The sequence below is a fragment of the Klebsiella sp. PK01 genome (assembly GCF_057624675.1).
Window position 1 is genome coordinate 211601 of record NZ_JBYEZM010000004.1, and the last position, 14101, is coordinate 225701.

11 protein-coding genes are annotated in these 14101 nt (G+C 54.6%); 9 read left to right on the top strand and 2 right to left on the bottom strand.

Features of this window, described 5'->3' with window-relative positions; all coding sequences use genetic code 11:
• The first annotated feature begins 253 nt into the window (after positions 1–253).
• The 9 genes from bolA to AC22LX_RS14275 all read left to right on the top strand — a co-directional run bounded on the left by bolA (position 254) and on the right by AC22LX_RS14275 (position 10692).
• Positions 254–571, top strand: a complete 318-nt coding sequence (gene bolA, locus AC22LX_RS14235) for a transcriptional regulator BolA (RefSeq protein WP_015367954.1) — start codon at positions 254–256, stop codon at positions 569–571.
• A 345-nt stretch (positions 572–916) separates the two neighbouring features.
• Entirely contained in the window at positions 917–2215 is a 1299-nt protein-coding gene (gene tig, locus AC22LX_RS14240; RefSeq protein ID WP_487334035.1) for a trigger factor, read from the top strand.
• Between the two features lie 312 nt (positions 2216–2527).
• Positions 2528–3151 (top strand): ATP-dependent Clp endopeptidase proteolytic subunit ClpP, encoded by a 624-nt coding sequence (gene clpP / locus AC22LX_RS14245; RefSeq protein WP_003021624.1) that lies wholly within the window; start codon positions 2528–2530, stop codon positions 3149–3151.
• A gap of 134 nt (positions 3152–3285) precedes the next feature.
• Positions 3286–4560, top strand: coding sequence for an ATP-dependent protease ATP-binding subunit ClpX (clpX, locus tag AC22LX_RS14250; RefSeq protein ID WP_015704591.1), 1275 nt, complete (start codon positions 3286–3288; stop codon positions 4558–4560).
• A gap of 183 nt (positions 4561–4743) precedes the next feature.
• Positions 4744–7098, top strand: a complete 2355-nt coding sequence (gene lon, locus AC22LX_RS14255; RefSeq protein WP_015367948.1) for an endopeptidase La — start codon at positions 4744–4746, stop codon at positions 7096–7098.
• A 206-nt stretch (positions 7099–7304) separates the two neighbouring features.
• Positions 7305–7577, top strand: coding sequence for a nucleoid-associated protein HU-beta (hupB, locus tag AC22LX_RS14260; protein ID WP_002444653.1), 273 nt, complete (start codon positions 7305–7307; stop codon positions 7575–7577).
• A gap of 214 nt (positions 7578–7791) precedes the next feature.
• Positions 7792–9666: a peptidylprolyl isomerase gene (gene ppiD, locus AC22LX_RS14265; protein WP_045390838.1), complete on the top strand. Its 1875-nt coding sequence runs from the start codon at positions 7792–7794 to the stop codon at positions 9664–9666.
• A gap of 148 nt (positions 9667–9814) precedes the next feature.
• A complete protein-coding gene (locus AC22LX_RS14270) occupies positions 9815–10180 on the top strand; it encodes a helix-hairpin-helix domain-containing protein (protein ID WP_487334036.1) in 366 nt (121 codons plus the stop codon).
• Between the two features lie 110 nt (positions 10181–10290).
• Positions 10291–10692 (top strand): YbgC/FadM family acyl-CoA thioesterase, encoded by a 402-nt coding sequence (locus AC22LX_RS14275; RefSeq protein WP_020079469.1) that lies wholly within the window; start codon positions 10291–10293, stop codon positions 10690–10692.
• A gap of 896 nt (positions 10693–11588) precedes the next feature.
• Here the strand turns inward: AC22LX_RS14275 and queC are convergent.
• Positions 11589–12299 (bottom strand): 7-cyano-7-deazaguanine synthase QueC, encoded by a 711-nt coding sequence (queC, locus tag AC22LX_RS14280; protein WP_045393589.1) that lies wholly within the window; start codon positions 12297–12299, stop codon positions 11589–11591.
• A 66-nt stretch (positions 12300–12365) separates the two neighbouring features.
• Entirely contained in the window at positions 12366–14066 is a 1701-nt protein-coding gene (locus tag AC22LX_RS14285) for an SgrR family transcriptional regulator (RefSeq protein ID WP_487334037.1), read from the bottom strand.
• Positions 14067–14101: the final 35 nt, after the last annotated feature.

Here is a 14101-nt window from a genome sequence, read left to right on the forward strand (position 1 = left end):
ATAACATCGCCAACGGTGAGGGGAAGTGGCTACGAGTGGAAAATCATCGTGTTGTGCGTTTTATGACCTCGTCCCATTTCCGGTGGCGATTTGGCCGGGAGATTTAGCATTCATCATTAGTAAACCTGATACTTTTGCGTGAAAATATCAGAGGAATGCTAATTTTTTGTTGTTTTCTGCCAATGGAAGCGGTAAAAGCGGCTAACATTTAAAGGGAAAGGCGGCATCTCAGCGTTGTCGGAGGAGAAAATTCATGATGATACGTGAGCAGATCGAAGCAAAACTAAGAGCAGCGTTCGACCCGATGTATCTGGAAGTCGTGGATGAAAGCTATCGGCACAACGTCCCTGCGGGCTCTGAAAGTCATTTTAAAGTGGTGTTGGTGAGCGACCGCTTCACCGGCGAACGTTTCCTTAATCGTCATCGTATGATTTACGGTACGTTGACCGAGGAGCTGTCAAGCACCGTGCACGCCCTGGCGCTGCATACTTACACGATTAAAGAGTGGGAAGGGCTACAGGATACCGTCTTTGCCTCTCCGCCATGCCGCGGAGCGGGGAGCATCGCGTAAAAATCACATTTGCAACCGCTGGCGCTTTTCCAGTATGTTGCGTGAAGATTTAGCAAAAACGGCCTGCGGGCCGTTTTCTTTTGCCTGGAAAATGCGCAAAGTTCGCGCTTTTGCAGACAAATTTGAGCGGGAAATGTGAAAAACGCCGCAGCAGTAGGCGACAACCGTTCTCGACTCACAAAAGTGATGCCGCTATAATGCCGCGTCTTATATATGAATGTCTTCGGGATGATTCTGACGACAGGGAATGTGTTTCTGATTTGAAGAGGGCATCCCGGTTCTGCGAAGCCACCTACACGCGCTTCCAGAGTTGACCGAGCACTGTGATTTTTTTGAGGTAACAAGATGCAAGTTTCAGTTGAAACCACTCAGGGCCTTGGGCGCCGTGTAACGATTACTATCGCCGCTGACAGCATCGAGAATGCTGTCAAAAGCGAGCTGGTCAACGTAGCGAAAAAAGTTCGCATTGACGGCTTCCGTAAAGGCAAAGTGCCGATGAATGTTGTTGCTCAGCGTTATGGCGCTTCCGTTCGCCAGGACGTGCTGGGCGACCTGATGAGCCGTCATTTCGTTGACGCGATCATCAAAGAGAAAATTAATCCGGCTGGCGCGCCGAACTACGTTCCGGGCGAATACAAGCTGGGCGAAGACTTCACCTACGCGGTAGAGTTCGAAGTGTATCCGGAAGTTGAGCTGAAAGGTCTGGACGCAATCGAAGTTGAAAAACCGGTTGTTGAAGTTACCGACGCTGACGTTGACGGCATGCTCGACACCCTGCGTAAGCAGCAGGCGAACTGGAAAGAAAAAGAAGGCACCGTTGACGCTGAAGATCGCGTTACCATCGACTTCACCGGTTCCGTAGACGGCGAAGAGTTCGAAGGCGGTAAAGCGTCTGACTTCGTACTGGCGATGGGCCAGGGCCGTATGATCCCGGGCTTCGAAGACGGTATCAAAGGCCACAAAGCTGGCGAAGAATTCACCATCGACGTGACCTTCCCGGAAGAGTACCACGCTGAAAACCTGAAAGGTAAAGCCGCTAAGTTCGTTATCAACCTGAAAAAAGTTGAAGAACGCGAACTGCCTGAACTGACTGCAGAATTCATCAAACGTTTCGGCGTTGAAGATGGTTCCGTAGAAGGTCTGCGCGCGGAAGTGCGTAAAAACATGGAACGCGAGCTGAAAGGCGCCGTGCGTAACCGCGTGAAATCTCAGGCTATCGAAGGCCTGGTGAAAGCGAACGACATCGACGTTCCTGCTGCCCTGATCGACAGCGAAATCGACGTACTGCGTCGTCAGGCCGCTCAGCGTTTCGGCGGTAACGAGAAACAGGCTCTGGAACTGCCTCGCGAACTGTTCGAAGAGCAGGCTAAACGCCGCGTAGTTGTTGGCCTGCTGCTGGGCGAAGTGATTCGCACCAACGAGCTGAAAGCTGACGAAGAGCGCGTGAAAGGCCTGATCGAAGAGATGGCTTCCGCGTACGAAGATCCGTCAGAAGTGGTTGAGTTCTACAGCAAGAACAAAGAGCTGATGGACAACATGCGCAACGTGGCGCTGGAAGAGCAGGCTGTTGAAGCCGTGCTGGCGAAAGCTAAAGTGTCTGAAAAAGCCACTTCCTTCAACGAACTGATGAACCAGCAGGCGTAATTTCGTCCGGCTGTTTAAAGTTCGCGCAAAAGCCCGTTGCCGAAAGGCGGCGGGTTTTTTTTATTGCAATGATAGGCTTAGGATGAGTGCTAAAACACATTTTCAGTGATAGCGTTACTCCAAAAGGTTGTTATGCTTGAATTATGGCTGCGCCATCCCCATAACCGGGTGACGTATCTGCATCCGCAGCGTCAGAAATAATGACCAGCTCAACGTATCAGTGCCCTGCGGATAGAAACTCTGGCTGATAATCCGTCCATAAGGTTACAATCAGTGCAGCAGGTTTTTTCAAAATTAATCCAGGAGACGGAAATGTCATACAGTGGCGAACGAGATAACTTTGCACCCCATATGGCCCTGGTGCCGATGGTCATTGAACAGACCTCACGCGGTGAACGTTCTTTTGATATCTATTCCCGTCTGCTCAAGGAACGCGTTATCTTCCTGACCGGCCAGGTGGAAGACCACATGGCTAATCTGATCGTGGCGCAGATGCTGTTTCTGGAAGCGGAAAATCCAGAAAAAGATATTTACCTGTACATTAACTCTCCGGGCGGCGTGATCACCGCCGGGATGTCAATTTACGACACCATGCAGTTCATCAAGCCGGATGTCAGCACTATCTGTATGGGGCAGGCGGCTTCGATGGGGGCCTTCCTGCTGACCGCTGGGGCGAAAGGCAAGCGTTTCTGCCTGCCGAACTCCCGCGTGATGATTCACCAGCCGCTGGGCGGCTATCAGGGTCAGGCGACGGACATCGAAATCCACGCCCGTGAAATTCTGAAAGTGAAAGGGCGCATGAATGAACTGATGGCGCATCACACGGGTCAATCCCTTGAGCAGATCGAGCGTGATACCGAGCGCGATCGCTTCCTGTCGGCGTCGGAAGCGGTGGAATACGGACTGGTAGATTCCATCTTGACCCATCGTAATTGATGCCCGTGGCGTAAGGGTGCCGCTATACTTGTTTTAACAACTGGGCGGCACAACGCGTCACCGCGACTTGCGCCTGAGAATGGCATTTGCGTCGTCATCTGCGGCACAAAGAACTTAAGAAGAGGTTTGGACTCATGACAGATAAACGCAAAGATGGTTCGGGCAAACTGTTGTACTGCTCTTTTTGCGGCAAAAGCCAGCATGAAGTGCGTAAGCTGATCGCCGGGCCGTCCGTGTATATCTGCGACGAATGCGTTGATTTATGTAACGACATCATTCGCGAAGAGATTAAAGAAGTCGCTCCGCATCGTGAGCGCAGCGCGCTGCCGACGCCGCACGAAATTCGCCATCATCTGGACGATTATGTTATCGGCCAGGAACAGGCGAAAAAAGTGCTGGCAGTGGCGGTATACAACCACTACAAACGTCTGCGTAACGGCGATACCAGCAACGGCGTAGAACTGGGTAAAAGCAACATTCTGCTGATCGGGCCGACCGGTTCCGGTAAAACGCTGTTGGCGGAAACGCTGGCGCGTCTGTTGGATGTTCCGTTTACCATGGCCGATGCCACCACCCTGACCGAAGCGGGTTACGTGGGTGAAGACGTAGAAAACATCATTCAGAAGCTGCTGCAGAAATGCGATTACGATGTGCAGAAAGCGCAGCGCGGCATCGTGTACATCGATGAAATCGACAAAATTTCCCGTAAATCGGATAACCCGTCGATTACCCGCGACGTGTCCGGCGAAGGCGTTCAGCAGGCGCTGTTGAAGCTTATCGAAGGCACCGTAGCCGCTGTTCCGCCGCAGGGCGGACGTAAACATCCGCAGCAGGAGTTCCTGCAGGTTGATACCTCCAAGATTCTGTTTATCTGCGGTGGCGCGTTCGCCGGCCTGGACAAAGTGATTTCCCACCGCGTAGAAACCGGCTCCGGCATTGGTTTTGGCGCGACGGTTAAAGCGAAATCTGACAAAGCCAGCGAAGGTGAACTGCTGGCGCAGGTCGAGCCGGAAGATCTGATCAAGTTTGGTCTGATCCCGGAATTTATCGGCCGTCTGCCGGTTGTTGCGACGCTGAATGAACTGAGTGAAGAAGCGCTGATTCAGATCCTGAAAGAGCCGAAAAACGCCCTGACTAAGCAGTATCAGGCGCTGTTTGGCCTCGAAGGCGCGGAGCTGGAGTTCCGTGATGAAGCGTTGGATGCGATCGCGAAGAAAGCGATGGCGCGTAAAACCGGCGCCCGTGGCCTGCGTTCAATCGTTGAAGCCGCGCTGCTCGACACCATGTACGATCTGCCGTCCATGGAAGATGTCGAAAAAGTGGTGATTGACGAGTCGGTAATCGAAGGTCAGAGCAAACCGCTGCTGATCTACGGCAAGCCGGAAGCGCAGCAGGCATCTGGCGAATAATTCGCCAATCGACACAAGCAGTTAAGCAAAAAGGGGGGATTTTATCCCCCCTTTTATTTTTCCTGTGTTCCCGCCGTTGAATGTATGGAATACATCCCCATATACTGGATTACATATTAACGGCGACGCGTTAATGAAGGTGTCGTCGGCTACCTGGCGGACTTTAAACTAAGAGAGAGCTCTATGAATCCTGAGCGTTCTGAACGCATTGAAATCCCCGTATTGCCGTTGCGCGATGTGGTGGTTTATCCGCACATGGTCATACCCCTGTTTGTAGGGCGGGAAAAATCTATCCGTTGTCTGGAAGCGGCCATGGACCATGATAAAAAAATCATGCTGGTCGCACAGAAAGAAGCGTCGACGGATGAGCCGGGTGTAAACGATCTTTTCACCGTCGGGACCGTGGCGTCAATTTTGCAAATGCTGAAGCTGCCTGATGGCACCGTGAAAGTGCTGGTGGAAGGCTTGCAGCGTGCGCGTATTACTGCGCTGTCCGATAACGGCGAACACTTCTCCGCCAAAGCAGAGTACCTTGCTTCTCCGGTCATTGAAGAGCGTGAGCAGGAAGTGCTGGTGCGTACGGCTATCAGCCAGTTTGAAGGCTACATCAAGCTGAACAAAAAAATCCCACCGGAAGTGCTGACGTCGCTGAATAGCATCGACGATCCCGCACGTCTGGCGGATACCATCGCTGCGCATATGCCGCTTAAGCTGGCGGACAAACAGTCCGTGCTGGAGATGTCCGACGTGAACGAACGTCTGGAATATCTGATGGCGATGATGGAATCTGAAATCGATCTGCTGCAGGTTGAGAAACGCATTCGCAACCGCGTGAAAAAGCAGATGGAAAAATCTCAGCGTGAGTATTATCTGAATGAGCAAATGAAAGCCATCCAGAAAGAGCTCGGCGAGATGGATGACGCCCCGGACGAAAACGAAGCGCTGAAGCGTAAGATCGACGCGGCGAAGATGCCGAAAGAGGCGAAAGAAAAAACCGAAGCGGAACTGCAAAAGCTGAAGATGATGTCCCCGATGTCGGCGGAAGCCACCGTCGTGCGCGGCTACATCGACTGGATGGTGCAGGTGCCGTGGAATGCTCGCAGCAAGGTCAAAAAAGATCTGCGTCAGGCGCAGGAGATCCTCGATACCGACCACTATGGTCTGGAACGAGTCAAGGACCGCATCCTTGAGTATCTTGCGGTGCAGAGTCGCGTTAACAAGCTGAAAGGGCCGATCCTGTGCCTGGTTGGACCGCCGGGGGTAGGTAAAACCTCGCTGGGTCAATCTATTGCCAAAGCCACCGGGCGTAAGTACGTGCGCATGGCGTTGGGCGGCGTGCGTGATGAAGCGGAAATTCGTGGTCACCGCCGTACCTATATTGGCTCCATGCCGGGTAAGCTGATCCAGAAAATGGCGAAAGTCGGGGTGAAAAACCCGCTGTTCCTGCTGGATGAGATCGACAAAATGTCCTCCGACATGCGCGGCGATCCGGCCTCAGCGTTGCTGGAAGTACTGGACCCGGAACAGAACGTGGCCTTTAACGACCACTATCTGGAAGTGGACTACGATCTCAGCGACGTCATGTTCGTGGCGACCTCCAACTCCATGAATATTCCGGCTCCGCTGTTGGACCGTATGGAAGTCATTCGTCTCTCCGGTTATACCGAAGATGAAAAACTGAACATTGCTAAGCGCCACCTGCTGCCGAAGCAGATCGAACGCAACGCGCTGAAAAAAGGCGAGCTGACGGTCGACGATAGCGCCATTATCGGCATTATTCGTTACTACACCCGTGAAGCGGGCGTTCGTAGCCTGGAGCGTGAAATCTCCAAACTGTGTCGTAAGGCCGTTAAACAGCTGTTGCTGGATAAATCGCTGAAACACATCGAGATTAACGGTGAAAATCTGCATGATTATCTTGGCGTGCAGCGCTTTGACTATGGCCGTGCGGATAGTGAAAACCGCGTAGGTCAGGTGACCGGTCTGGCGTGGACGGAAGTGGGCGGCGATCTGCTGACCATCGAAACCGCCTGCGTTCCGGGCAAAGGTAAGTTAACCTATACCGGTTCACTTGGCGAAGTCATGCAGGAGTCGATTCAGGCTGCGCTGACCGTGGTGCGCGCGCGTGCTGAGAAGCTCGGTATCAATCCGGACTTCTACGAAAAACGCGATATTCACGTGCACGTGCCGGAAGGGGCAACGCCAAAAGATGGTCCGAGCGCCGGTACGGCGATGTGCACCGCGTTGGTTTCCTGTCTAACCGGTAACCCGGTACGCGCCGATGTGGCGATGACAGGGGAAATCACCCTGCGCGGCCAGGTGCTGCCGATCGGCGGTCTGAAGGAAAAACTGCTGGCGGCGCATCGTGGGGGCATTAAGACTGTTCTGATTCCTTACGAAAACAAGCGTGACCTTGAAGAAATTCCGGAAAACGTTATCGCCGATTTGGATATCCATCCGGTACAGCGAATCGAGGAAGTTCTGACACTTGCTCTGCAAAATGAACCATTTGGCATGCAGGTTGTAAGCGCAAAATAGTGATATCGCGCAAATAGCGTTAAGAAAAGTGGGGCTGGTAAGTAAATTCGTACTTGCCAGCCTTTTTTTGTGTAGCTAACTTAGATCGCTGGCAGGGGTCATCGACAACTCTGTTGTAAGGGCATGACAGTCCTGATATAACTGCTGCGCGGTCGCGCCATGAAGGATTCTGGTGCGATATAAATTATAAAGAGAGGAAGAGAACAGTGAATAAATCTCAACTGATTGACAAAATTGCTGCGGGTGCGGACATTTCTAAAGCTGCAGCTGGACGTGCGTTAGATGCTTTGATCGCTTCTGTTACTGAATCTCTGCAAGCTGGGGATGATGTTGCGCTGGTAGGGTTCGGTACTTTTGCTGTTAAAGAGCGTGCTGCCCGTACTGGTCGCAACCCACAAACAGGTAAAGAAATTACCATTGCTGCCGCTAAAGTACCGGGCTTCCGTGCAGGTAAAGCGCTGAAAGACGCGGTAAACTAATCGGCTCTCCCGTCAGGGAATGTGACGAAGTACAAGGGCGCATCGCGAGATGTGCCTTTTTTATTTGTCCAGAACGCGACTTTATGTGTGTTTATGCGCACTTGTGGGCTGACAATTGCCCCGTTTTCTTGTCAAAATACGTCCTCACGCGCGGCAGCCATCACGTGCTATGCTGCGCGAGCAAAAGTCATCTACAGCGGAGCGTTGTTACACCATGATGGACAACCTACGCACGGCCGCCAACAGCGTCGTGCTCAAGATTATTTTCGGTATCATTATCGTCTCGTTCATTTTGACCGGGGTGAGTGGTTACCTGATTGGCGGCGGCAACAACTATGCCGCAAAAGTGAATGGTCAGGAGATTGGCCGCGCGCAGTTTGAAAATGCCGTTGCCAGCGAGCGTAACCGCATGCAGCAGCAGCTAGGCGATCAGTTCTCCGAACTGGCGGCCAACGAAAACTACATGAAGACCATGCGTCAGCAGGTGTTGAACCGCCTGATCGACGAATCGCTGCTGGACCAGTATGCTCGTCAACTGGGCCTTAGCATCAGCGACGACCAGGTGAAACAGGCCATCTTCCAGACCCAGGCCTTCCAGTCGAACGGCAAGTTTGATAACGAACGTTTCACCGGTATCGTGAATCAAATGGGCATGACCACCGATCAATACGCGCAAGCGCTGCGTAACCAGCTGACCACTCAGCAGCTGATCAACGCGGTAGCCGGTACCGATTTCATGTTGCCGGGCGAGTCCGATCAACTGGCGGCGCTGGTCTCCCAGCAGCGCGTGGTTCGTGAAGCAACTATCGATGTTAACGCTCTGGCGGCGAAACAGACCGTTAGCGATGAAGAGATTAACGCCTTCTGGCAGCAGAACCAGGCCCGTTTTATGGCGCCGGAGCAGTTCCGCGTGAGCTACATCAAGATGGATGCCGCCAGCATGCAGGAAAACGCCTCTGACGAAGAAATTCAGTCATGGTACGACCAGCATAAAGATCAGTTCACTCAGCCGCAGCGTAATCGCTACAGCGTGATTCAGACTAAAACTGAAGCTGATGCGAAAGCGGTACTGGCCGAACTGCAAAAAGGCGCCGACTTCGCCACGCTGGCAAAAGAGAAATCCACCGACATCATCTCCGCGCGTAACGGCGGCGATATGGGCTGGATGGAAGAGGCTTCCACCGTGCCTGAGCTGAAAGATGCCGGCCTGAAAGACAAAGGCCAGCTTTCCGGGGTGATCAAATCTTCCGTAGGCTTCCTGGTGGCGCGCCTGGACGATGTTCAGCCGGCGCAGGTCAAACCGCTGGCCGACGTGCGTAACGACATCGCGGCAAAAGTGAAACAGGAAAAAGCGCTGGATGCTTACTACGCGCTACAGCAGAAGGTCAGCGACGCGGCCAGCAATGATAACGAATCCCTGGCGGGGGCCGCGCAGGTCGCCGGCCTGAAAGTGGTTGAGACCGGCTGGTTCGGTCGTAACAACTTACCGGAAGAGCTGAACTTCAAGCCGGTTGCCGATGCTATCTTTAATGGCGGTCTGGTGGGTGAAAACGGCGCGCCGGGTAATAACTCCGACATCATTACCGTTGACGGCGATCGCGCCTTTGTCCTGCGTATTAGCGAGCACAAAGCGGAAAGCGTTAAACCGCTGGCGGAAGTGAAAGCGCAGGTGACGGATATCGTGAAGCGCAACAAAGCGGAACAGCAGGCGAAACTGGATGCCGATAAACTGTTGGCCGACCTGAAAGCGGGCAAAGGCGATGAAGCGATGAAAGCCGCCGGCCTGAGCTTCGGCGCGGCGCAGACGCTGTCCCGTACCGGCCAGGATCCGCTGAGCCAGGCAGCCTTCTCCCTGCCGCTGCCGCAGAAAGATAAAGCGAGCTACGGCGTGGGCAACGATGCCAAAGGCAACGTAGTATTGTTGGCGCTTGATGAAGTGAAAGCGGGTTCTATGCCGGAAGAGCAGAAGAAAGCGATGGTGCAGGGTATTACCCAGAATAATGCGCAAATCGCATTCGAAGCGCTGATGAGCAACCTGCGTAAAGACGCCAAAATCAAGCTTGGCGACCTCGTCGACCAGCAGCAATAATTTCGCGCCGCCTCGCAAAACGAGGTAACGCGATGCAATATTCAAAGGCCGCTTTCGCGGCCTTTTCCATTTCCGCAATCTGCCTTTTGTACTCCGTTTTCGCAGCCGCTATCGTGACCTTGCTGTCTACAAACAAGGAGATAACAGCATGAACAGAGGAATGAAAATGGTTATTGTCGCCGTGTTGCTGGCTTGTACGGCGGGTTCTCAGGGGGCGCTGGCGGCATCGGCGAGCGGCAAGGCGGTATCGGCAAAAGAGACTATTCAGGCGCCGCAGACGAAAATGCCGGAGGAAGGAAAAACGACTGATAACGTCGGCGCGCGGGTCAGCATCAATAATGCCAGCGCGGAGGAGCTAGCACAGGCCATGAACGGCGTTGGGCTCAAGAAAGCGCAGGCAATCGTCAGCTACCGCGAAGAGTATGGGCCGTTTAAGACTCTCGACGATCTTAAACAGGTTCCGGGGATGGGCAGTTCGCTGGTAGAGAGAAATCTGTCACATCTGACGCTCTAATTTCACCCGCTGGTTTGCACAGTGGTAAATCTTTGCCATGCTAAAGAGGTTACGCCATCTGGTGTGACCTCTTACCTGATTAACAACAATAATAGTAAGGCATGTGCGCTATGCAGACTCAAATTAAAGTTCGCGGTTATCATCTGGACGTTTACCAGCACGTTAACAATGCTCGTTATCTGGAGTTTCTCGAAGAGGCGCGCTGGGATGGGCTGGAGAGTAGCCCGGCGTTTCACTGGATGACCAGCCATAACATCGCTTTTGTCGTGGTCAATATCAATATCAATTATCGCCGCCCGGCGGTACTCGGGGATGTACTTACCGTGACCAGTAAGCTGGAGCAGTTGAACGGTAAAAGCGGCACCTTAAGTCAGGTGGTGACCCTTAATCCTAACGGTGAAGTGGTGGCCGATGCGCTGATTACCTTTGTTTGCATTGATCTGAAAACGCAGAAGGCGCAGCCGCTGGAAGGGGAGTTGCGCGAAAAGCTCGACCAGATGAATTTACGCTAACAACAGCCGGACCGCGGAGAGCGGTGAACCTGTAGGTGAGGTTGAACTCAGGCTTCGTGCTAATCGATTCCCGGAGGCGGCGCCTGACGCGCCTTGTCCGGCTACCGGCTGGTGGAATGCGGTGAATCCGTAGCCCCGGTAAGCGAAGCGCCACCGGGGAGGTTGAACTCAGGCTTCGTGCCAATCGATTCCCGGAGGCGGCGCCTGACGCGCCTTGTCCGGCTACCGGCTGGTGGGACGCGGTGAACCCGTAGCCCCGGTAAGCGAAGCGCCACCGGGGAGGTTGAACTCAGGCTTCGTGCCAATCGATTCCGGGAGGCGGCGCCTGACGCGCCTTTTCCGGGCTACCGGCTGGTGGGATATTGTGAATCCGTAGCCCCGGTAAGCGAAGCGTCACCGGGGAGGTTGAACTCAGGCTTCGTGCTAATCGATTCCCGGAGGCGGCGCCTGATGCGTCTTTTCCGGGCTACCGGCTGGTGGAATGCGGTGAATCCGTAGCCCCGGTAAGCGAAGCGCCTCCGGGGAGGTTGAACTCAGGCTTCGTGCCAATTGTTTCCCGGAGGCGGCGCCTGACGCGCCTTGTCCGGCTACCGGCTGGTGGGATGTTGTGAATTCGTAGCCCCGGTAAGCGAAGCGCCACCGGGGAGGTTGAACTTAAGCTTCGTGCCAATCGATTCCGGGAGGCGGCGCCTGACGCGCCTTTTCCGGGCTACCGGCTGGTGGGATGTTGTGAATCCGTAGCCCCGGTAAGCGAAGCGCCACCGGGGAGGTTGAACTCAGGCTTCGTGCCAATCGATTCCCGGAGGCGGCGCCTGACGCGCCTTGTCCGGCTACCGGCTGGTGGAATGCGGTGAATCCGTAGCCCAGGTAAGCGAAGCGCCACCGGGGAGGTCAATTTAAGCTTCGTGCCCCTGGCCCAGACCGGTTTTTTGCTTCATGATCGCCATCACGCCGGCCTTATTGCCCAGATACTGATTCAGGCCGTTGGCGCGCAGGTTGCAGGCCGCACACTGGCCGCAGCCGTCGCCCTTGATGCCGTTATAGCAGGTGAGCGTTTCGCGGCGAACCAGATCCAACTGGCCCCAATAATCGGCCAGCGCCCAGGTTTCGGCTTTGTTGAGCCACATCAGCGGCGTCTCAAAACGTATATCTTTTGCCATGCCAAGGCTAACCGCGTGGTGCAGCGCTTTAACAAATTCGTCGCGGCAGTCCGGGTAACCGGAGAAGTCGGTCTCGCAAACGCCGGTAATAATTGCTTCAGCCTTAACCTGATAGGCGTAGATCGCCGTCAGGGTTAAAAACAGAATATTGCGACCTGGAACGAAGGTATTCGGAATACCATCGGCATCCGGCTCGTAATCCGGTACCGGAATGCTATCGCGCGTCAGGCTGCTCACCGCCAGTTCGTTAAGCAGCGTAACGTCCAACACTTTATGCGCCACCGCGCCCAGTTTTAGCGCCAGCTCGCGAGCCACGTCAATCTCGGCGCGGTGGCGTTGGCCATAATCAAAAGTGACGCAATGCACTTCGTCATACTGTTCCAGTGCCTGCACCAGGCAGGTTGTTGAGTCTTGTCCTCCGCTGAAGACCACTACGGCGCGTTTCATAGCAATTCCTGACTAAATAAGTGAGAGCGATATGGTACCGTCAGACGCTCGCGGCGACCAGCTCTCTCACGCCGATGATGCCGGTAGCCAGGCGCTGGCGAAGTCGAACCAGCCTCGGGCATTGAGGCGCAGGCCGTTAACACCCGGCGGTGCGCTGATGCGGTAATTGTATTTGAATAACGGCGTCATGATGGCGTCATCCATCAGCGTATTGAAGACGTTGCGCAGGGCATCGTTGCGGCTACGCGCTTCGGGCTGCGCCTGCACGGCATCTAATGTTGCCTGCAGATGCGCATATTGCGCCCCGGTCAGCAAATTAGGCCATAGCGTGTCGCAGCGTAGCCACTGTTCAAGGGTATATTCCGGCGCTTCGCCAATCAGGCGATCGCCCATCATCATATCGGCCTGTGCCAGATATCGGCAGCCGTCCCAATTTTTGGCGTCGTGAAAAATGAGCGTCAGTTCGCAGCCGAGAGAGGCGAGGCGCCGTTTCAGCTGCTCAGCCATAGTGTGTAATTCGACCGGCAAATGATAGAGCAGGGTAAGCTGGCGAGGCAGCGGCACCTCATGGTTTTCCGGGCCCTGAGGAATGGACCAGCCGGGCAGTACCTCATGGCTCGGCGTGATCAGATCTTCGTCCAGCGGTAGCGTTTCCAGCAACGACGAGCGGTGGATAATCGAAATCAGCCGCTGGGCCTGCGCTTTACTGAGACGTGGACTCTGACGCAGGGTCAAATAGCAGAAACCGAGGCTGATGCTATTGCTCACCTGGCGCAGATTATTGAGCTCCTCAGGATCGCCGATGGTGATCTGTACCGGATGGCGACAGCTGGTGCCGAGATCGCTTTCGAATAGCTGCGGCGTGATCCAGTATTCTACCGCCTGGATCAGCGGATGCTGTAAATGGTAGCGGGGATGGTTTTCCAGACGAACCAGATCCGGGCCAAAAAGTTTCAATCGGAACGGGCCGCTGCCGATTGCCGGATCGTCAGGATGCGCCAGCACGCTGCAATAGCTGGCTAAACGGAACGGTAGCCAGTAGTCCGGGCGATGCAGCGTAATCGTCAAACACTGGGCGTGGGTGACATCGATGCGGCTAATGCTGGCAAAAAGGGTGCGGAGAGCCGGCAGTTCCAGTAGCAACAGTAGTCTTTGCCGCAGCTGTGAGGTTTCCACGGTATCGCCGTTATGCCAGCACAGGGTCGAGCGGATATAAAAGTGCCACCGTAATCCATCGGGTGATACCTGCCAGTGGTGCGCCAGATCGCCCACCGGCGTATTATCGCTATCGTCGAAACGCGTCAGGCCGGAATAGATCTGCCCGGCCAAATGTTGTTCCGCACGACCGGGAAGAAAACCGGGGCGCAGCGGTTCCAGCGGCCGATAATAAGGGATACGCAGCGTCGGGGTATTGTTTTGCCACAGGCCGCCGAGGAAGGGGTGCAACAACGCTTTCAGCTCAACCGGCGCCAGCTGCGCCAGCTCCAGCGCGTTTTGCTGCTGACCCTTATTCAGCGCCTGTTCCATCATCTCGTTACGCAGGCTTTCCGGAGTTTTGTGAAAACAGAGCATTCCGCGCTTGCCGCGCCCGGAGCTGGCCTGCCAGCTTAACCAACCGGCCTCCTGGGCCTGGCGTAACAGCGTACGGATATGGCGCTCGCTACAAAAACAGCGCTCCGCCAGTTCGCCGACGGTCACCTGCTGCGGCGCGCCGGACGACGGCTGCCATAGCCGCTGGTACTGATTTAAACGGTTTAATAATCTCATTTGCGGAAAACCCGGAACAATAAAAAATATCTATT

Bases quoted from the DNA above. Each gene is read 5' to 3' on its own strand.
- queC (WP_045393589.1), bottom strand. From the start codon at position 12,299: ATGAAACGCGCCGTAGTGGTCTTCAGCGGAGGACAAGACTCAACAACC.
- clpX (WP_015704591.1), top strand. From the start codon at position 3,286: ATGACAGATAAACGCAAAGATGGTTCGGGCAAACTGTTGTACTGCTCT.
- clpP (WP_003021624.1), top strand. From the start codon at position 2,528: ATGTCATACAGTGGCGAACGAGATAACTTTGCACCCCATATGGCCCTG.
- bolA (WP_015367954.1), top strand. From the start codon at position 254: ATGATGATACGTGAGCAGATCGAAGCAAAACTAAGAGCAGCGTTCGAC.
- tig (WP_487334035.1), top strand. From the start codon at position 917: ATGCAAGTTTCAGTTGAAACCACTCAGGGCCTTGGGCGCCGTGTAACG.
- ppiD (WP_045390838.1), top strand. From the start codon at position 7,792: ATGATGGACAACCTACGCACGGCCGCCAACAGCGTCGTGCTCAAGATT.
- AC22LX_RS14275 (WP_020079469.1), top strand. From the start codon at position 10,291: ATGCAGACTCAAATTAAAGTTCGCGGTTATCATCTGGACGTTTACCAG.
- AC22LX_RS14285 (WP_487334037.1), bottom strand. From the start codon at position 14,066: ATGAGATTATTAAACCGTTTAAATCAGTACCAGCGGCTATGGCAGCCG.
- lon (WP_015367948.1), top strand. From the start codon at position 4,744: ATGAATCCTGAGCGTTCTGAACGCATTGAAATCCCCGTATTGCCGTTG.
- AC22LX_RS14270 (WP_487334036.1), top strand. From the start codon at position 9,815: ATGAACAGAGGAATGAAAATGGTTATTGTCGCCGTGTTGCTGGCTTGT.